The 20299-nt window shown below is 45.9% G+C and carries 18 protein-coding genes; 14 read left to right on the top strand and 4 right to left on the bottom strand.

Features of this window, described 5'->3' with window-relative positions; all coding sequences use genetic code 11:
- The first annotated feature begins 52 nt into the window (after positions 1–52).
- Positions 53–2122, top strand: a complete 2070-nt coding sequence (locus GC096_RS13930; protein ID WP_171630908.1) for a thioredoxin domain-containing protein — start codon at positions 53–55, stop codon at positions 2120–2122.
- Positions 2123–2294: 172 nt separating this feature from the next.
- Here the strand turns inward: GC096_RS13930 and GC096_RS13925 are convergent, their stop codons facing one another.
- A complete protein-coding gene (locus GC096_RS13925) occupies positions 2295–2453 on the bottom strand; it encodes a DUF1540 domain-containing protein (RefSeq protein WP_171630906.1) in 159 nt (52 codons plus the stop codon).
- A 415-nt stretch (positions 2454–2868) separates the two neighbouring features.
- On the opposite strand from GC096_RS13925, the gene GC096_RS13920 reads away from it, so the two are divergent.
- Complete coding sequence (locus tag GC096_RS13920) at positions 2869–3087, top strand: hypothetical protein (protein WP_056620823.1); 219 nt, start codon at positions 2869–2871, stop codon at positions 3085–3087.
- 123 nt (positions 3088–3210) lie between these two features.
- Here GC096_RS13920 and GC096_RS13915 read toward each other — a convergent pair whose 3' ends face one another.
- Entirely contained in the window at positions 3211–5133 is a 1923-nt protein-coding gene (locus tag GC096_RS13915) for a glycosyl hydrolase family 18 protein (protein WP_171630904.1), read from the bottom strand.
- 176 nt (positions 5134–5309) lie between these two features.
- On the opposite strand from GC096_RS13915, the gene GC096_RS13910 reads away from it, so the two are divergent.
- From GC096_RS13910 to GC096_RS13875, 8 genes are all read left to right on the top strand, one after another.
- Complete coding sequence (locus tag GC096_RS13910; protein ID WP_171630902.1) at positions 5310–5843, top strand: DUF309 domain-containing protein; 534 nt, start codon at positions 5310–5312, stop codon at positions 5841–5843.
- Positions 5840–6568 (top strand): response regulator transcription factor, encoded by a 729-nt coding sequence (locus tag GC096_RS13905; RefSeq protein ID WP_171630900.1) that lies wholly within the window; start codon positions 5840–5842, stop codon positions 6566–6568. The genes GC096_RS13910 and GC096_RS13905 overlap by 4 nt, the downstream gene beginning before the upstream one ends.
- A complete protein-coding gene (locus GC096_RS13900; RefSeq protein ID WP_171630899.1) occupies positions 6561–8036 on the top strand; it encodes a sensor histidine kinase in 1476 nt (491 codons plus the stop codon). The genes GC096_RS13905 and GC096_RS13900 overlap by 8 nt, the downstream gene beginning before the upstream one ends.
- A 73-nt stretch (positions 8037–8109) precedes the next feature.
- The gene (locus GC096_RS13895) at positions 8110–8721 is read left to right on the top strand and encodes a hypothetical protein (RefSeq protein ID WP_171630897.1); all 612 of its coding nucleotides are present in this window, start codon (positions 8110–8112) and stop codon (positions 8719–8721) included.
- A gap of 42 nt (positions 8722–8763) precedes the next feature.
- The gene (locus tag GC096_RS13890) at positions 8764–10521 is read left to right on the top strand and encodes an efflux RND transporter periplasmic adaptor subunit (RefSeq protein WP_171630895.1); all 1758 of its coding nucleotides are present in this window, start codon (positions 8764–8766) and stop codon (positions 10519–10521) included.
- A gap of 26 nt (positions 10522–10547) precedes the next feature.
- Positions 10548–11270 (top strand): ABC transporter ATP-binding protein, encoded by a 723-nt coding sequence (locus tag GC096_RS13885; protein ID WP_216626113.1) that lies wholly within the window; start codon positions 10548–10550, stop codon positions 11268–11270.
- Complete coding sequence (locus GC096_RS13880) at positions 11267–12445, top strand: ABC transporter permease (RefSeq protein WP_171630893.1); 1179 nt, start codon at positions 11267–11269, stop codon at positions 12443–12445. The genes GC096_RS13885 and GC096_RS13880 overlap by 4 nt, the downstream gene beginning before the upstream one ends.
- Before the next feature lie 24 nt (positions 12446–12469).
- Entirely contained in the window at positions 12470–14620 is a 2151-nt protein-coding gene (locus tag GC096_RS13875) for a hypothetical protein (RefSeq protein WP_171630891.1), read from the top strand.
- 53 nt (positions 14621–14673) lie between these two features.
- On the opposite strand, the gene GC096_RS13870 is transcribed toward GC096_RS13875, so the two are convergent.
- Both GC096_RS13870 and GC096_RS13865 read right to left on the bottom strand, forming a co-directional pair.
- A complete protein-coding gene (locus GC096_RS13870; protein WP_171630889.1) occupies positions 14674–15252 on the bottom strand; it encodes a beta-class carbonic anhydrase in 579 nt (192 codons plus the stop codon).
- Positions 15253–15303: 51 nt separating this feature from the next.
- Complete coding sequence (locus tag GC096_RS13865) at positions 15304–15627, bottom strand: iron-sulfur cluster biosynthesis family protein (protein ID WP_171630887.1); 324 nt, start codon at positions 15625–15627, stop codon at positions 15304–15306.
- 184 nt (positions 15628–15811) lie between these two features.
- Here GC096_RS13865 and GC096_RS13860 point away from each other — a divergent pair, with 184 nt between their 5' ends.
- From GC096_RS13860 to GC096_RS13845, 4 genes are all read left to right on the top strand, one after another.
- Positions 15812–17332 carry a carboxypeptidase M32 gene (locus tag GC096_RS13860; RefSeq protein WP_171630885.1) on the top strand — a complete coding sequence of 507 codons (1521 nt, stop codon included), beginning with the start codon at positions 15812–15814 and terminating at the stop codon, positions 17330–17332.
- A gap of 283 nt (positions 17333–17615) precedes the next feature.
- Positions 17616–18629: an ABC transporter substrate-binding protein gene (locus GC096_RS13855; RefSeq protein WP_171630884.1), complete on the top strand. Its 1014-nt coding sequence runs from the start codon at positions 17616–17618 to the stop codon at positions 18627–18629.
- Between the two features lie 53 nt (positions 18630–18682).
- Positions 18683–19456 (top strand): ABC transporter ATP-binding protein, encoded by a 774-nt coding sequence (locus GC096_RS13850; protein ID WP_171630882.1) that lies wholly within the window; start codon positions 18683–18685, stop codon positions 19454–19456.
- Positions 19449–20294, top strand: a complete 846-nt coding sequence (locus GC096_RS13845) for an ABC transporter permease (RefSeq protein WP_171630881.1) — start codon at positions 19449–19451, stop codon at positions 20292–20294. The genes GC096_RS13850 and GC096_RS13845 overlap by 8 nt, the downstream gene beginning before the upstream one ends.
- The last annotated feature ends 5 nt before the right edge of the window (positions 20295–20299 follow it).

The raw sequence follows: 20299 nt of genomic DNA, 5'->3' as shown, positions 1-20299 counted from the left end.
AACGGAGCACATTAACATCCATATTGTCCAACAACCAAGGAGGTGTTGCCCCATGACAACTCACAACAAACCTAATAGATTAGCCAAGGAAAAATCTCCTTACTTGTTACAACATCAATACAACCCAGTCGATTGGTTTCCTTGGACAGAAGAAGCTTTTGAAAAAGCGAAGCAGGAGAATAAGCCTGTGTTCTTATCTATTGGCTATTCCACCTGTCACTGGTGTCATGTCATGTCACACGAATCGTTCGAAGACCAAACGATAGCCAATATGTTAAATAAAGATTTCATCTCGATCAAAGTAGACCGGGAAGAGCGCCCCGATATCGACCATATCTACATGGCGGTGTGCCAAGCAATGACCGGACAGGGTGGCTGGCCACTGACGGTGTTCCTAACACCAGAGAAGAAGCCATTTTTTGCAGGGACTTATTTTCCACGCAGTCGCAAATATAATCGAGCAGGCATGGTTGAGATCATTGCACAGCTTGCAAGCAAGTGGAGGGAGGATCCTGAACGAGTTCGCGAGCTTGGTGAGCAAGTGACTACGGAAACGTCACAACGGTTGCTAGAGAATCAAACCGGAGGCACGTTGGCAGAAGAAACGCTACATGAGGCATTTCGCTTATATGTGTCCAATTTTGATGCTGAACATGGTGGGTTTGGTACGTCTCCGAAGTTTCCAACCTCCCATAATTTGTCTTTCTTACTCAGGTATTATAAGAAGACGGGGAATGAGCAGGCGCTTGACATGGTTGAAAAAACGCTAGACGCTATGCATCGTGGGGGTATGTATGATCATATTGGGTTCGGATTCGCCAGATATTCTGTTGATGCCCAGTGGTTAGTGCCGCATTTCGAGAAAATGCTGTATGATAACGCACTACTGGTGATGACGTATATGGAAGCTTATCAGGTGACTGGGAAAGATCAGTACGCCGAGGTTGCCGAGCAAATTATTACGTATGTTCTTCGTGATATGACGGACGAAGGCGGCGCATTCTATTCCGCGGAGGATGCCGATTCGGAAGGCGAGGAAGGCAAGTTCTACGTCTGGACGATGGACGAAATTGAGGACGTGTTAGGCATGGACGAGGGAGATCTCTATAGCGAGATCTATGGTTTGACGGAGTCGGGGAATTTTGAGGGGAAAAATATCCCGAATTTACGCGACACGACGCTGGCGTCTGTGGCAAGGCGGAAGCAAATTCCTCTGGATGAGCTGAAGCAGCGGTTGGAGGCGGCCCGCGTCAAGCTGTTCGCGCATCGCGAACAACGGATTCACCCGGGCAAGGATGATAAGATTCTGACCGCGTGGAACGGTCTGATGATCGCTGCGCTGTCCAAGGCGGCACGCGCCTTGGACAAGCCTTCCTACGCGGCCGCCGCGACGAAGGCCGCGGACTTCCTGCTTCGCGAGCTGCGTCGCGAAGATGGGCGCTTGCTCGCTCGCTATCGCGATGGCGAAGCTGCGTTCCTGGGCTACGTGGACGACTACGCGTTCCTCGTATGGGGACTGATCGAGCTGTACGAGACCACGTTCGAGCTGCGCTTTCTCCGTGAAGCGGTCCAGCTGAACGCAGAGATGCTTCGTCTCTTCGGAGACGAAGAGAGGGGCGGGCTCTTCTTCTACGGCAGCGATGCCGATCAGCTGCTCACCCGCCCCAAAGAGATCTACGACGGCGCGATGCCGTCGGGGAATGGTGCAGCCGCGCTCAACATGCTGCGGCTGTCCAGGCTGACCTACGACGCGAAGCTGTCGCAGGCAGCGGAAGAGCAGCTTCAGGCGTTCGCCGGAGCTGTCAGCAAGTACCCGCCGGGCCATGCGCTAACGCTGGCCGCGCTTGATTTCGCTTATGGCGCAGCCAGCGAAATCGTGATCGCCGGCGACCCGGCGAAGCCAGAGACACAGCACATGCTGCGCACGGTGCAGCGGCAGTACCTGCCGAATGCGCTGGTGGTGCTTCATCCGCCGGGTGCGGCAGGCGAAGAGGTGCGCCAGCTCATTCCGCTGGTACAAGACAAACTGCCCCTCGGAGGCCGAGCAACAGCGTATGTCTGCGAGAATTTTGCCTGCCAAGCGCCAACACAAGATGTGGAGGAGCTTGAAAATCTCTCTTGACTCTCTCTTATCTCGAAATGTTTTCCTCACTCGAAATCTCCACTGAAAATCTCTTCTCCGATGACTGATAATAATTATCATTATTGGTTACAATAGTATTAGATACATAAAAAGAGGCCCTAAGGCCTCTTTCAAACTCTCTTCTCAACTCTTTAGTTATCTCACCGATGATCTAAACCTTGGATTCAAATGTTTTACAATCCGTTTCTTCCGAATTGCGCGCTTGATCACTACCGTGGTGGCTCACGATTGAAATCGAGCTAGCTTTGCATTTGTTCTCATTTGCCCAGAATTTACAGGAATTCACTTCACACATTACATCTTTTGCCATGTCTCTTTCACCTCCCTTACGTCTTAGGGTGGGCGAAAGAGACCTCTTTTTATACATAGCGCTACAAATAACTTTGGGGAAGGGAATGTAAATCCCCTATTTATGTGAAAAGAGCGAATTCCAACGAGAAAGGGAACGTCATTCCTCTATTTTTCCTCAATACACGGCTTAAGCACTAAAACCCAACGAATAGAGGAACCACGTTCCCCTTCACCGCTCAAACTCTCGTTTATCCTAATATAGTGCACCGACGTTCCCTTAGACATATAAATTTGTTGGAGTAGAATCTAAGTTGACGCTGATGGGCAGGGGGAAATTGTTTGGTGTAAGTTAGCGACAAGGTACAGGAACAAATGTCCCAGCTGTCCGAATATACTTGAAGTAACGCATCAACGAACTTCAAGGGGATGAAGAGATGGCCGAGAAGAATGAGTTACAAACCTGTGTCAGATGCAAATACGTTGCTGTGAAGGAAGACAGGTATTGCATACGTTGCGGGGCGCCGCTCAAGAACAAATGCACCAAAGAGAAATCCCTTATGCATAAGGGATGCTATAAGGTTAATAAGGCGGATGCCAAGTACTGTGCGGATTGCGGCACGGAAACGACGTTCAGCCAGCTGGGACTCATCTAGATGGCGTAGGGGTTTCATTGAATAAAAAACCTGAGACAAGGACGAAGTCCTCAGCTCAGGTTTATTTGTTTCTTACCTAACAGGTTTTTGTCTTCCTACCAATCAGTTCCTTTGTCTTCCTACCTACTTCTTCTGCAACACAGCCTGCCATAGATCCGGTGTATCATAACCTAGGCGCCAAGCTGCGACACCGGCGATATCATACTTTTTAGCGATATCCATACGAGCCGTGACGGTAGTCTGATTCTCCAACCAGAATACGTACGTATAACCATTTTCTTTGTACTCGACCCGATATTGCCCGAATTCGTTGTCCCACGTTTGCGTGGTCGATTTGGCAGCCATAAGCGCAGGAATGTCTTTCATGAGAACGGTGCGATTCCCGACTAAAGCTCCTTTGGCATCCAACTGCCATTCGCGTACATAATACGGGATGCCTAGAATGATTTTATCCCGCGGAATACCGTAGGAGAGGAACTCTTGAACGCCACCATCGGCCCAAGGAATACCAGCGACCGAACCAGGTGAGGTGCTTCCTTTCCAGAACTGATCGTAGGCCATGATCACCATGTAATCGACAATGCCACCAAGCTTCTCATGATCGAAAGCGGAAAGATGATTCCATTTCACGCTGCCGCGCGGTAAGTCAATGGAAATGACTAATCCTTTCGCATGCGCAGCGTCTGTCAATTTGGAAATAAACGCCGTAAAGGCATTGCGATCAGAACCGGCTAAGCTTTCGAAATCGACATTGATCCCCGGAACCCCCAATTGCACGGAGCGATTAACCAAAGCCGTTATGAACTTATCTTGCGCAGCACTGTTTGCAAGGAATTGTGTAGTTAAGGTAGAGCTGAATTGATTGCTAACCAATGGATATACGGTGTAACCGCTTTTTTGCAACCATCTGACCGTATCAGCATTCGACGTATCCTTCAAATTACCTGTGTTATCTGCCAACTCGAAATAAGAAGGAGAATCGACATCAAGTCCAATCGTATTGGAGACATGAGCTTTAATAACCTCTGCACCAGAGCTGCCGTTCCAGCCCCAGACTTGCAGCTTTTTGAAATTATCCCAAAGTGTACGATTCTCCAACGTTTGAATGGAAGCATTACTGTACAGTTTCCCGTAGGATAGGGCTTCGGGAAGGGTTCTAAACTCACCAATTAGATTGGCGCTTTGATACACTTGATAAGAAGCATAATTGTTCCAAATCTTACGGCCTTCGCGGTAAATGGCGCTGTGTCCCCATAATTTTGCATAACTAATGGCTTCATCAATGGATGTGAATTCCTGAAGAAAAGCGTCATTTTGAAAAACTTTATATGGTTTAAGATTGCTGTAAACCGTTTGTTTGGAGTTACTATTTACGACAGTGGAATTTCCCCATTTGAGAGCCTCTTGAATCGCATCCTCTAAGGAAGCAAATCCCCAATTTGGAGCTGAAAATGTACCTTGATATACTGTATATACTAGGCTGCCTGAACGATTGGCCTCTTTCACATCTTGGGAGATGTTATCCCAAATCCATCCGTTCGAGTTCAAATCGATAATATGCGCATTTCCCCACTTTTTGGCTTCCGCAATGGCGTCTGTGAGACTCGTAAACTTCCACGAATCCTGCGTAATTTCATTTTGATAGAGTTGATACCGCGCATAATTGTTCCACACCCAGCCCGTGGATTGTAAATCCCGAACACTTGCGTTGGTCCATTTCTTGGCTTCTGCGATGGCCTCATTCAGTGTGGCGAATTGCCACTCCGGCAGGGTAACATCTTGCTGATATACCTGATAACGAGGGAGATTGCTCCAAACCCAAGTCCGTGAGCCTATTTCTTCTACGTGGCTGTTCGAAAACCATTTGGCATACGCTTCTGCCTGTCCATACGTTGCAAATTCCATAAGGACTTGATTGTACTGGTAGACGCGGTATTTCGTCGTTTTGTCTATGCTGGAAGGACTATTGCTAGCTGCAAGAACGGTTGAAGGTAACGTCATGGAGAGAAGTAAAGTACCGCTAAGTAACCATTTTCCGATTTTCATTCTTTCGCCTCTTTCTAGTAAGCTACTCTATTGGACGCATGAACTAGTAGAATGGTTGCGCTTCCGACTAGTTGGAAGTTCATGGGTGTCCGCGCGAAATTGGACGGTGACCCGACTTTTTAGTAACATGAGAGATATTGGTTTACCGTGATGAACTTAAGGTGAGGGGAATACAAATGACGCAATATCCAGAGGCATACACCGATTATTTATGTTATTTTCACGGAGCGCGGGATTATTTCGAATGTCATGAAGTGATGGAAGAGTACTGGAAAGAGCATCCCAAGGATCCAGCAAGATTAACGTATGTTGGGCTTATTCAAATCGCCGTGGGGATGTATCATAGCCGAAGAGGGAATTATGCGGGTGCTGTGAAAATGCTGCAAAGTGCAGCAAATAACCTCCAAGCGGAGGATGTTCGCACGTTGGGACTAGACGAAGTGGAGCTCCAGGCACGTATTGCGGAGGCTTGGCAAGCGATCGGAACCGAGAACTATCAATTTGAAGATATGAATTTGCCTATAGCGGATCCTGAGCTGTTGAATTTATGTTTAGAATTATGTCAGCTCAAAGGGTGGAACTGGCAAACGCCAAGCCTGATGTCTGATGAGATGATTATTCATAAGCACACGCGAAGAGATCGGTCCGAAGTGATTGAAGAGCGAGCGAGACAACAAGTTATTCGAAAGGAATTAGGTGAAAACCGATGAATTCGGAAGGTAAAATTTTAGTCGTTGAAGATGAACCCAATATTTCTGAGGTTGTTAAGTTATATTTGGAGCATTCGAATTTTGAAGCCATTCAATTGTTTCGCGGCGGTCAAGTACTGAAGACCATCACAAATGAGAGACCTAGCTTGGTGCTGCTTGACATTATGCTGCCGGATATTTCAGGCTACGAGTTGTGTGAGGAAATTCGAAAAATGGACGCTCCTTTTCATCATACTCCGATTATTTTCTTAACTGCGAAAGGGGAGTCCCTGGACAAGCTGAGAGGTTTTAATTTGGGTGTAGACGATTATTTAGTGAAGCCTTTTGACCCGAACGAGCTCATTGCGCGGATTAAGGCCGTACTTCGGAGAACGATGCAACCGCCTGCTGAGATGACAGGTCCGCAAAGCTCTCCGCGTAAATGGTTGGAAATGGGTAATATTATGATCGACTTAGAGCAATATCGTGTTACGGTTGGAGGCAATCGCATTGAATTAACGCCTAAGGAGATTGAACTATTGTTTTTCTTAATGAGCAACCCTGGTCGTGTATTTACTCGTGAAGATTTACTGGGGTATGTGTGGAATTTTGACTTTACAGGGGGCACGCGTACTGTAGATGCACATGTGAAAAACCTTAGGAAGAAGTTAGGCCAGCATGAGACATGGAATATTCAAACCCTATGGGGGATTGGATACTCATTTGAGGTTGTCCAGCATGTTTAAGCGTTGGGTCATGGGGAAATACAATAGCTTATATATTAAACTATTCCTCTCTTTTCTCGCGACCTGCGTGCTTTTTTTTATTGGGCTTTTCGTGTTTTGGAATTCTTATTTTACGGATCTTTTCTATAAGGATAAAATCGAACTTCTTGACAAAAGAAATACGGAAATTATCCGATTATTGGATTCGGTTCAGGATGGTACGATTTCTACACGTGAGTTGAAATATACGGTTCGGATTTTAGCTAGAAGTATTAATGGACAAGTCTGGCTCGTAGATGAGAAAGGGAACATTTCTACTGGTTCCTCGGATAGTGAAGGAAGAGCGATTCCGAAGCAGATGGATGCTTTATTCATTGATGGTTTGCACGGCCGTTCGGGACATAGCATGATAAGTTTAGTAACGCCGGATGGGACGCGAAATTTATTTGCTTACTATGCGCCCTATCAATTGAATGAACAACCGATGGTTATCATTCTTCATTTCCCTGCAGGTGATATTCGTGAGGTTATCTCTGCCGTACGTCTGAACCTCTGGTTACCTTTACTGTTTTCTCTCATCGCAGTTGGCATTATCCTGTTCGTTGTTTCCAGGAAACTTGCCGGGCCGCTGCAACAAATGAACCGTGCAGCTTTAGAATTGGCTCATGGAGATTTCAAGACGCGTGTACCTGTCAATTCACAGGATGAAGTTGGGCAGCTGGCTAGAAGCTTTAACTTTATGGTGGAGAAATTGGAGGAGTGGGAGGAGACGAGGCAAGAGTTTCTGGCTAATGTCTCTCATGAGCTCCGATCACCTTTGACCTCCTTACGTGGTTTCATCGTTGCCATGAATGATCATATTATTCCGCAAGAGAAGTATCCGCATTATTTACATATTTGTGATCAAGAGGTACAGCGGCTGCAGCGACTTGTCACAGATCTTCTGGACCTTGCTCAGATACAAAATGGGGTGGATGTATTTCGATTACGCCCTGTTGACATCATCGAATTGGTGGAGGACTCACTCGAGTTATTGAAGCCTGCTATTGCGGAGAAGAACATTTCCTTACATCTCATTTTGCCTGACGAAAATACGGATGGTTGTTTCGTGCAGTTAGACCCCGATCGATTTGCCCAAATCATTCGTAATTTAATGTATAATTCGTTGAAATTCACCCCAGAAGGCGGGACTTTAACTGTCGCATTAGAAGAGCATGAGAAAGCGGTCCATTTGTATATTAGAGATACAGGGACTGGGATGACGGAAACCGAATTATCACGAATCTGGGATCGATTCTACAAAGCGGATGAAGCTAGAACATCCGATTCGGATGCTATTTCGGGAACAGGGTTAGGACTTACCATCGTCAAACATCTGGTCACGGGGATGAAAGGTAACGTTTCCGTTCGCTCCCGAATTGGGGAAGGAACGGAGTTTCGAATCGTTTTTCCAAGGAAAAAAGAAATGTTCACAAAATCGTCACAATAGTATCATACTTCATACACAATTTTCGCCTATCCTTTTGCTGATGGATAGGTTTTTTTGTGGAGGTGTATGTTGGTTGATCATTCGTACTCGCAGTAGTTTGCTGTGTTTGATCCTCACGACCTTCTTGTTAGTCGGTTGTACCAAACAGGATATTGGACAAGCCGAATCCTCTGCAACTGGGAACCCGACTATGCCTGCTTCCACCCAAGTCTCGCAAGAGCTCCCTATGGCTGAAGATGTACAGAATGCAACAGAACAGCGGCTGGTTATGCTATTTCAAGGGTTAATCGTGATGGATCGACAACCGTTATTAGCATTGACTGCAGAGCAATCTCGATCCATTTTGCCCATCGTACGCAAAAGTGAAGAAGAAGGCAGCATTGACGAATCCGAACGTAAAGCAATCATCCAAGTATTAACGAATGAACAGAAAGCTTACCTGGATGAACAATCGAAACTATTGAGGCAACGTATCGCGGAACGAGTGAAAACTCACAAGGAAGCGTTATCGGCGGCGGAGAGGGAACGATTTGTAAACGCTTTCGAAAAAAGGAGGAAGTCTGAGCAGCGGGTTGAAGCTGGTGTGACAGAGACTGTAAACAATGTTGTGCCATCTCTGGATACACGAGGAATGGGGACCAGTATTGAACAGCAATTAATCGATTTGCTGATCTCGAAGTTGTAAGGTCATGTACAAGCGCACAAATGCTAAGGGGGAAGTAACAGAATGAAATTTTTTCGCAGTAAATGGTTCATTTTGATTGTGGCAATTCTCGTTTGCGCTGGTGGTTCCTATGCGTATCTAGCCAAAGGGAAGAAAACGAAAGCAGCAGAGACCAAAGAAGTTACATTTGATGTTAAAAAAGGGAACATTCGCTCCTCCGTTTCGGGAACTGCCCAATTTGAGCCGAAGGATACCCAAACGATTTCGTCTACAGAAAATGCTCTCATAAAATCGATTAACCTGACTCGTAATCAAACGGTTAAATCGGGAGATGTTCTGATCGAGCTGACAAGCTCAAATTTGGAAAATGATCTTCAAGATGCCAAAACGACTTATGAGCAATTGGAGAAGGATTTGAAAACGAAGGAGCAACAAAGAGGAATAACTGGCGTAACGGCGCCAATAAGCGGGAAATTAACGTATGCCAATATTGATGTTGGCGCAACGATTAATAAATCTACGAAAATCGCTACGATTGGCGATGCAAGTACGCTAACAGTAACCTTGCCATTTTTTGTGGAGGATGCTGCACAACTACATAAAGGCGATATCATAGACATAACCGTAGATGGTTTCATGATTACCAAAACAGGAACGATAGCGGCCATTTCCAAAGACCCGAAATCAGATGGTAAGGGTGGCAAGCTTGTCGATATCGATATTCAAATTAAGAATGACAATTCCATGGATGCAGGATTGAATGCCATGGGATCTGCAACGATTGGCGGACGTACGGTTGATTCTCAAGGGAAAGCCGCACTTCAGTACGTGCAGGTTGCTACAATATTGGCTGGTACAACAGGAAGTATCTCCACAATGCCTTTCAAAACAGGGGTAATTGTACATCAGGGTGATCTGCTTGCCTCCTTCCTGAATGATACTTTAGACGATGATATAACGACGGCGCAAGCTGCGCTAGAACGTCAGAAGCTGAAGGTGGATGCGGCACAGGATCGCGTAACTGCTTTGAAAATTCTCGCTCCTTTCGATGGTGTATTCTCCACGGATTTCGTGAATAAAAAAGTGGATATTCTTAGCAACTTCCGACCAGGAACAAGGGTTACAAGCGGAACTCAGTTTGGTACAGTAGCAAGTTTTGCTAAAATGCAGCTTCCTGTCCAAGTGGATGAGCTTGATTTGCCGAACATTAAAGTTGGAATGAAGGCGGAAATTAAAGTTGACTCCTTCCCAGGTCGCACATTCCCAGCAGAAGTGACACAAGTTTCTACGGTAGGTACAACGACGAATGGTGTAACGTTCTACGATGTTATCCTAGCCACAGAAAATAAAGATAATGTGTTGAAATATGGGATGACGGCAACAGGCGAAATTCTGATCCAAGATAAGAAAGATGTTATTTATATCCCGCCAGAAGCGCTTCAGCTGCAACGAGGTAAACGTGTTGTAACGGTGAAGAAAGCGGATGGAACATCAGAACCAGAGCATGAAGTGAAAATTGGTATTCGTTCGACAACACAAATTGAAATCACGGATGGTCTTAAAGAAGGCGATAAAGTCGTATTGCCTGCGGCTGTTAAAAGACAGCAAAATTTAAGTACAGATGAGATCAATCGCTTAAGACAGCAATTCCAGCAAGGCGGCGGTGCCGGTGGAGCAGGTGGCTTTGGCGGTGGTGGAGCTGGTGGCTTCCAACAAGGTGGTGGCAATGCCGGAGGCGGAGCTGCCGGTGGTGGCAATGCCGGAGGCGGAGCTGCACAGCGTACGCAAGTTGGCGGTAATGCTGGTGGCGGTAACAGATAAGGCTGCCCCTGAAAGGAGCTATTGCTTTGAAGAATATCATTGAACTGAAAGATATAACGAAAACTTATAGGCGCGGTGAGGAAGATCTTCCCATTCTGCGTAACATATCGTTAACAGTTGCCGATGGCGATTTCGTTGCCATTATCGGTCCCAGTGGATCCGGCAAATCGACATTAATGAATACGATCGGCTTGTTGGATGTGCCTACATCAGGCAGCTATACTCTGGACGGTGTCGTAACGGAGCGTATGAGTGATAATGAATTGGCTGAGCTTAGAAATCAGAAAATCGGCTTTATTTTCCAACAATTTAATCTGCTTCCTAGACTAACCGCGATGGAAAATGTTGAGCTCCCGATGATCTATGCTGGCATTTCAAAGAAAGAACGTAAGGAACGTGCGAATGCGATGTTGAAAATGCTCGGCATGGGCGAACGTGGTCATCACCGGCCAAGTGAGCTGTCAGGCGGTCAACAGCAGCGGGTAGCCATTGCACGTGCGTTGGCCATTTCACCTTCGCTGATTCTAGCGGATGAGCCGACAGGGGCTTTGGACTCGCGGACAGGTGAGGAAGTACTGGAGCTTATCCTGCAGCTGAATGCACAAGGTAACACCATTGTTCTCATCACGCATGATCATCATATTGCGGATAATGCGAAACGTGTCGTTGCCCTTCGCGACGGCGTTATTGTCGATGACTACCGGAATGACGCGAAGAAGGCTCTGTTGCAGCAAGAGGTGAGCGTATGAAGGTAAGTGAACTGATCCGGATGTCGCTTCGGACGATCATTTCAAGTCCGCTGCGTACATTTCTGACCATGCTTGGCGTTATTATTGGCGTAAGCTCAGTTGTCACACTCGTTTCCATCGGACAGGGAACTTCGGAAGCTATTGCGAAGCAATACGAGAATATGGGAACGAATTTGCTCGTTGTAACGGCGACGGGGAATGGGCGTGCGACACAGCTCAGTTACGAGGATTTGATGAATTTTGAGAATTTCCCAGAATTCAAATCCATTGCGCCAACGATGTCCAAGAATGGTTCGAATGTCAAATATGATCGTACGCAAGAAAAATATAATGTTTTGGGAACGAATGACCGCTATTTCGACATCATCAAAGCTACAATTGACAAGGGTCGAAATTTGTCGCCTACAGACCTTGAATTTCGTTCGAATGTAGCCATTCTGGGCAGTGAGGTCACGAAGAAATTTTTTGGGACATTGAATCCAGTTGGCGAGAATATCAACATTGATGGTGTTGTTTTCAACGTGATCGGTACACTCAAGGAAAAGGGATCCAATATTGGTGGAGCTTCCGTAGACAGCTCTGTGATCGTGCCGTTAGAATCTGCTAGACGTCAATTCAAACTGGGTCAAATTCGAACAACGTATGTGGAAGCACCTACGAAGGACGATATTTATACAGCGCAAGAGACGATGAAGCAGTACCTGACGTATAAATTCAAGAGCGATACTGGGTTTGTATTAACGAATCAGGACGAACTGTTGAAAGCACGGACTGAAGCAACGAATACCCTTACGAATCAATTAGTGGCGGTTGCCTTGATTTCCTTGCTTGTCGGTGGAATTGGAATCATGAATATTATGTTAGTTACGGTAAGTGAACGAACACGTGAGATTGGGATTCGCAAATCAATTGGCGCTAAGCGTCGTAATATTTTGCTTCAATTCCTGGTGGAAGCGGTCGTTATTAGTGGCATGGGTGGTTTAATTGGACTGCTGCTAGGTATCGGATTCTCCTATGCCTTGCCATATTTTAGTCCGAAGCAATCGACCAGTCTTTCCTTTAATGTAGGCCTTTATTCTTTCTTATTTTCGGTATTAGTCGGAGTGATTTTCGGTTTATATCCAGCAAACAAAGCATCTAAGCTGCGTCCGATCGACGCATTGCGTTCTGACTAAATGTAACTACAAGGAGGACTCCAAGTGATCCAACAACGTAAGATGAAACGACTGCTCAGCCGTTCGGCTTTATTGCTAACCGCTGCAAGCTTCTTAACTCTTCCTCTGGCAACATCAGCTTTCGCAGGCAAGGAAGGGGTATTTCTCAGTGATTCCGTCTATTTTACTTTGGATAAAGTGTCGTTATCGGTTGGCGCCGAGGATGGCTCGCTTCGATTCTCATTAGGCTTGAACAATCATAGTGACGGGATCGTCGATTTCAATAACTATGGCGTAAAAGTCATTGGTGGTAATGGTATTACGTATACAGCGAAGCTAAATGAGAAGGTTGTTGCGCGTGTGAAGGCAGGAGAGACGGGGACGTTTAAATTTACGTCGGAAGTTCCGAGCAATCTGACACCTTCCGATTTGAAAGTTGATATTTTCCGATGGAATAATAACTCGACATCCGATATCGGTGCGCTTTCTGTCGAATCAGCGATGGTCGAAACAGGTCAAACGTTGGAACAACAAGCTGTTATTAATTTAAAAGAGATTGATACGACGCTTGTTGAGGAAACGTTAGTTACCGCTAAATTAGGAAAAAGCTATAAGGCGTACAAAGATGGCGTGTGGATGGTATATACGGATCTGACGTTGTCCAATGAAAGCAATGCCAGCGTGAAGCTGCCTGACGGATTAGAACTCAATTTCCAAGATAACAAAGGGTTGACGTATGGCGCTCAATTTGTTGCTAACGTAGGCGCCTTGCTTCCTGAACAACCTGTGACAGTAACGCTCCAAGCAGCTGTTCCTGCTTCACTGGATACGAATCACTTGTCATTGCTTTTCTCTCCAAAAGGAAAAGTGAAAACGACACTTCTGGGTACACTGAATGCAGCGAAAACTTTCTCAGTAGGCCGTCTTAATGATAAGATTGCTTACCCGAATAAAGATGCGAGTGATGCTTTAAACGGACTAGTTATGTCGACCTCATGGGCATCAGCTGTTCAGCAAACAGATGGGTTACATGTGCAAGCGAATGTGACTTTGACGAACGAAAGTGATGGCATTGTTACAGTTCCTAACTTGACTGGAGAATTCCAGGCGAGTCGTAGTAATGTAGGTGTGACATCGAGCGACAATGCAGTTCGTTCTGCCTACTTATCTCCGAATGAGTCGACGACGTTCCATTTCCAAGGTGTTGTACCCGCTTCGCTAAATGCAGACGCGTTACAACTGGTTGTGCTGGAGAAGCAAAGCGCGGCTGCTTCGACAACAACCGGAACAGGTACAGGTACTGGCGCTGGCACCGGTGCTGGTGCAGCAGGTAACACGGATAATTCGAAGCAAGTTGCATCGCTGCCCGTTTCCGTGACTTCACTTGCAGGCGCAGGCGTTGCTGGCGAAGCGACAACTTATGCTGCTGCGTCAGCGTATAAGATCGGTGATCCATTTAAGCTAGCCTCGACGAATAGCATTGATTCGAATATGGACATGTCGCTCGTTGAGCTAGGAATGAGTGTGAACACAGACTTCGGGTATAAGACAGTTGTTGCGAAATATAAATTAACGAATAAAAGCACGACAACATTGACTTTGCCGGATTTCCAAACTGATCTGACGAATGAAGATGGCTACACCTATACAGGTGTGCGTCAAACCAATGTGGCCAAAAACATTGCACCAAACACGAGCTATGTGTTGAATTACTCCTATATGGTGCCAGATAGTGAGGATGCAGATAAACTTGCATTAAATCTCTATGATACGAATCGTTTGGCAATCGGTTCATACAAAACGGAAGTGCAGCCAATCCCAGCAACAGGACCTATTTCTGTGTATCCATTTACGATCGACTTCGACGATTACTCACTAAGCGCTACCTATAGCAAAGATAATTCCTATAGCTATCGTCTGCGATTAGATCTAGATGTACAGCGACAAGCTCAAGTCATCACGGATGCGAATTTCTCTTCCCTTGTGTTTGAGGTTGTGGATACGGAAGGACGTCTACTGAGCTCCAAACCAATGACCTTCACTGGTCAGCAACGTATTTTGTCCGGCGTTCAGTTCCTCGAATTTAACAATATTAGGTCTGAGCAAATTACTTCGGACTCGTATTTCAACATTTATGAGGTTATTACCACGCCAAATGGTGAAGCGAAACGCTTGATTCGTACGATTAAGCCATAACGGTTGCAAATAAAAAAGAGTAGGTCCAGTAAGTAACTGGATCTACTCTTTTTCTATTCTTGCTCTGATACGAGCGGATATGCCGAATCGATAAGATCTATGCGACCTGTTTCTGGGTCGATGATCATGCCGTGCACAGGTAAATTTTTGGGAAGTAAAGGATGATTCCGAATGATATTAACACTTTTCTCGATGCCTTCGCGCACATGCTCGAAACCAGTGAGCCAGCGTTTAAGATCAATACCAGCATGTCCCAATGTTTCAATGACATCGTCCGAGATTCCTCTACTTTTTGCGTTGGCAATGACTGTTTCCGAGTTAAGACCTGTCATACCGCAATCATAGTGCCCAATGACGAATACTTCATCCGCTTCCAGTTGATAAACAGCGACGATAATGCTGCGCATCAGACTACCAAAGGGGTGAGAAATGATGGCACCGGCATTTTTCAAAATTTTGGCGTCCCCGTTATGTAGATTCATGGCTTTAGGGAGTAATTCAACCAACCGTGTATCCATACATGTGACAACGACCATTTTCTTGTCTGGAAACTTCGTGGTTAGAAATTCTTGATATTGCTTCGTTTCTACGAAATCCTTGTTGTAGCTCATAATCTCATTGACTAAAGACATGGTATTCCCTCCAAGTAAGTTGATGTGCTGCATGTCTATGTTTGTGCAGCTTTATCGTTTATCGACTAAGCTCATACCCGCATTGTATATCTGATTATTACTCTTCAGTATATAGGATTTATTGCCTTCATGGAAGTCGATTTTCATGTTGTCTTCGAAAAAGATCTCATCCTTCGCTTTATATATCAAAGGAAACGTATCGGTTACAGCGGAAATATCATCAGCATTTGCCTCAGAAACCAACCACAAAGTAGGTACACCATTCACGGAACAGCCACAGCCTTCGGTATCAAAAACGAGCTTAAGTAAGGTGTTATTTTGCTCCATCCAAGGAGTTAATCGTTGTCTAGCTGTATCGGTAAATGTAATATTCATAAAGTCATCTCCTCACTTAGTTGCATACAAACAGCCTGTTACATGAAGGCTAGTCCTTATTCTACCACATTCAGCTTGGAATTTGATTCTAACCCTCGTTGGAAGTATGATATTTATGAAACATTTGGGAGCGATTGCTTCCGAAGTTAGTTTTTCTTACGAAAAACTTTAAGGAGATGAGCACATGAGTGTTAGTGTTGTAAATGCCAAGTTGGCATCGTTCAAAGCTTATGTTCGTAAAATGAAGCAGTACGAAGAGGCAATCTCTTTGATCTATTGGGACATGCGGACAGGTGCTCCGAAAAAAGGGATCGAAACGCGTTCTGAGGTTGTCGGTGAGCTCTCTACCGAAGTATTTCGCATGTCTACATCGGAAGAGATGGGCGACTATGTCAATTTCTTCATGCAGCCGGCTGAGCTGGAGCAATTAGATCCCATTTCCCGCAAAATGGTGCAGGAATGCAAAAAAGAATACGATCGCAGCAAAAAGATTCCAGCTGACAAATATCAAGCATATGTCGTGTTAACCTCACAAGCGGAATCCGCATGGGAAGGCGCGAAGCATAATTCGGATTGGGCGTCTTTTCAGCCATATTTGGAGAAAATCGTGGCGGCTACACAGGAGTTTATTGAGCTGTGGGGCTATGAAGGGCATAAATATAACACCCTGCTGGATATGTACGAGCCAGGGATGACCGTTGAGAAGCTGGATGAAGTATTCGGTACCCTCCGAGAAAAAGCTGTGCCACTCCTTACGCGGATTAGTGCATCGGCGAATCAGCCGAATCGTTCCTTCTTAGATCAACAATTTGATATTGGGAAGCAGAAGCAATTCTCGCTCGCCATTTTGAAACAGATGCAATATGACTTTGAAGCGGGTCGCTTGGACGAAACGGTTCACCCGTTCGCAACAGCTTTGAATCCTGGAGATGTGCGGATTACGACGCGATACTTGCCTAATGACATCACATCAGCCTTATTCGGAACGATTCATGAAGGCGGACACGCGCTGTATGAGCAAAATATTTCGACTGACCTCGTCGGTACGAATCTCTGCTCGGGTACATCGATGGGGATTCACGAGTCGCAGTCTCGCTTCTGGGAGAACGTCATTGGCCGAAGCAAACAGTTCTGGGATCGCTATTACGGTGAACTTCAGACGACTTTTAGCGGACAAATTGATGAGGTTGGCGTAGACGATTTCTATCGTGCGATTAACCATATCGAGCCTTCCTTGATCCGAATTGAAGCGGATGAGCTTACGTACAACTTACATATCATGATTCGCTATGAGCTGGAAAAAGGGTTATTCAGCGGTACGATCGCTGTAGCGGATTTACCTGCAGCGTGGAATGCCAAATACGAGGAGTATTTGGGTGTTACGCCTCCGAACGATGGCGAAGGTGTCCTGCAGGATGTACATTGGTCTGGCGGTGCGTTCGGCTATTTCCCATCCTATGCGCTTGGGAATATGTACGCGGCGCAATTCACGAACACGCTTCGCAAAGAATTGCCTAACTTTGATAGCTTAATTGCTGAAGGCAACTTAGCACCGATCAAAGAGTGGTTAACAGAGAAGGTGTACCAGCACGGTAAGCTGCTGACACCGAATGAAATCATTCAACAAGTGACGGGCGAGCCGTTGAATCCGGATTACTTGGTGGCGTATCTGGAAGAGAAATATTCGGAAGTCTACGGTATCTAGTAATAACAGTGCTCAATGGTCTAGTCTATAAGAGTGTGAGATAAAACAGCTTTTCCTGACGGTTTTTTCGTCGGGAGAAGCTGTTTTTGCGTTAGGATTGCGAGACGCTTAAACACTTCATGCATTTCCTCAACATGTCTTCGTGCGCACGCCACAAACAGATCGGCATCTTCGTCATTAATCCCAAATTTTATCAACTCCATTAGCTTTTCTGGAAGAACCATTAACCGACGTCTGGGCTCCTGCATAGGATACATTACAATTCAATTCGGGGGGACGTCCTATGAATAATCGGAAAAGATGGGGATTCACATTATCCGTCGTTCTGCTCTTAAGCTTAATCGCTTCAGCGTGTGGAACCAAAACGGAAGAAACAACGAAGGTGCGCATTGGTGAGGTAACGCGTTCCTTGTTCTATGCACCGCAGTATGTCGCGCTATCGCAAGGATTTTTCAAAGATGAAGGGCTCGATGTAGAACTGACAACAACACCTGGCGGAGACAAAACGATGACCGCGCTGCTCTCGAATGCCATTGATGTTGCGCTTGTTGGGTCAGAAACATCGATTTACGTGTCACAACAAGGCTCGGATGATCCCGTTATTAATTTTGCACAATTGACTCAAACGGACGGCACTTTCCTGGTTGCCCGAACAAAAGTCGATAAGCTGGATTGGAATGCACTCAAAGGGAAAGTATTCCTTGGGCAACGTAAAGGCGGCATGCCGCAAATGGCTGGCGAGTTCACGCTGAAGAAGCACAACATCGATCCGCAGAAGGATTTGCAGTTGATTCAAAACATTGATTTTGCCAATATCGTATCGGCCTATGCTTCGGGAACTGGTGAATACGTACAGCTATTCGAGCCGCAAGCTTCGATCATTGAGAAAGAAGGCAAGGGCTACGTACTTGCATCCTTCGGTGTGGAGAGCGGGCAGCTGCCTTATACCGTGTTTATGTCAAAGCAAAGCTTCATCAAAGCAAACCCGGCCACCATCCAGAAGTTCACGAATGCGATTCAACGGGCGCAGTTATGGGTTGCAGCGAAAAGCGTAGATGAAATCACGGAAGCGGTACTGCCTTATTTTAAAGATATCGATGTCGCGATTGTGAAAAATGTTGTGAAACGGTACAAAGATCAAGGCTCCTTCGCTACGGATGGGATAGTGGATGAGAAAGAATGGAATAACTTGCTTGACGTGATGACATCAGCTGGAGAACTGAAAGAAAGAGTGGCATGGAGCAAACTCGTGAATAACTCTTTTGCAGAAAAAGCGAAATCAACCGTTAAGAAATAATCACATGAACGATCTAGTCACCACAGGATGAAGATAAGAGGAGGTTAGGTGCCATGGACACAGCTGTTCAGATTGGAGATGTCACACAGGTTTACGTAACTGAGGAGCGGGCAACACTTGCCCTTCAAGGAATATCGTTTGACATCGCGAATGGCGAGTTCGTCAGTCTGATTGGACCTAGTGGTTGTGGCAAAACAACCCTCTTATCCATCATTGCGGGACTCCTTCCACCGACATCAGGTCGGATTATCGTGGCAGGGCAACACGTTCAGGGACCATCGCCCAAAGTGGGTTACATGCTGCAGCAGGACTACTTATTTCCTTGGCGTACGATTGAAGCTAATGCTTGTATGGGATTGGAAATCGCAGGCACGCTGACGAAAGAGAAGAAGCAGGCGGCGCTTCACTTATTGGAGGAAATGGGTCTGCTGGCATTCAAAGATTATTATCCCGCACAGTTGTCTGGTGGCATGCGACAGCGCGTAGCACTCGTTCGAACGTTGGCAACAGAACCCGAGCTGCTTCTATTAGATGAGCCTTTCTCGGCACTGGATTATCAAACGAAGCTGCAGCTAGAAGATTTGGTTGTAGAGACGTTGCGCGCCAAGAAAAAAACAGCGATTCTGGTCACGCATGATATTTCAGAAGCGATTGCGATGAGTGATCGCATTATCGTACTGGCTCCGAATCCAGGGCGTATTCGCAGGTCCTTCCTAATGCCAGAGGCGGTAAGGGCTGCTGTGCCTTTTGAAGCGAGAGAATTGCCTGAATTTCACACACTATTTCGGCAAATTTGGCAGGAGTTTGGGGGTGTGCAGCATGGATAATCGTGATGACCACCCGTCCATCCAAACCAATCAACCGAATGAGAAATTAAAGCTGGACGTACATCAGCGTTTTCTGAAGGCGAGGAAGAGAGAGACGAAGTGGGTCCGACTTTTTCAAGCGGCTATTTTAGTTCTATTTTTATCTCTATGGGAGCTAGCCTCACGCTTAAAATGGATTGATGTCCTGCTTTTTAGCTATCCAACTAAGGTATTCGCACTGCTATGGGAGAAACTGCTCGACGGTACGCTGCTTCCACATGTAGCGGTCACCGTAGAGGAGACGATTATTGGATTTTTCTTGGGGACGATTATGGGAACCGCATTAGCGGTTGTGATTTGGTGGTCGCCATTTCTGTCGCGTGTACTGGATCCTTACATTGTCGTGTTGAATAGCATGCCTAAGGTTGCACTGGGACCTTTATTTATTGTCGGTTTCGGGCCTGGCTTACTGTCTATTATTGCAACAACACTGTCGATCACGGTCATTATTACGACGCTTGTTGTTTATGGCAGCTTCAAGGAAGTAGATCATAACTACATCAAGGTCGTTAAGTTATTTGGAGGCAATCAGCGAAAAGTATTTCTCAAAGCGATTCTGCCATCATCGTTTCCTGCTATCGTTTCTACGCTGAAAGTCAATGTGGGCTTGGCCTGGATCGGCGTCATCGTTGGCGAATTTCTAGTGTCCCAGAAGGGGCTGGGATACTTAATCATATATGGTTTTCAAGTCTTTAATTTCACCTTAGTGATATCTACCTTGTTCGTAATCGCAATCGTCGCAACGGTGATGTATCAGCTCGTAGCCAAACTAGAGAAGAAATTAACGAAGCATCGATAGTTAAG

Source organism: Paenibacillus plantarum (assembly GCF_013141695.1).
GTDB lineage: Bacteria > Bacillota > Bacilli > Paenibacillales > NBRC-103111 > Paenibacillus_E > Paenibacillus_E plantarum.
Note: the sequence above shows the minus strand (reverse complement) of the source record. Positions and strands in the feature narration are given on the sequence as shown.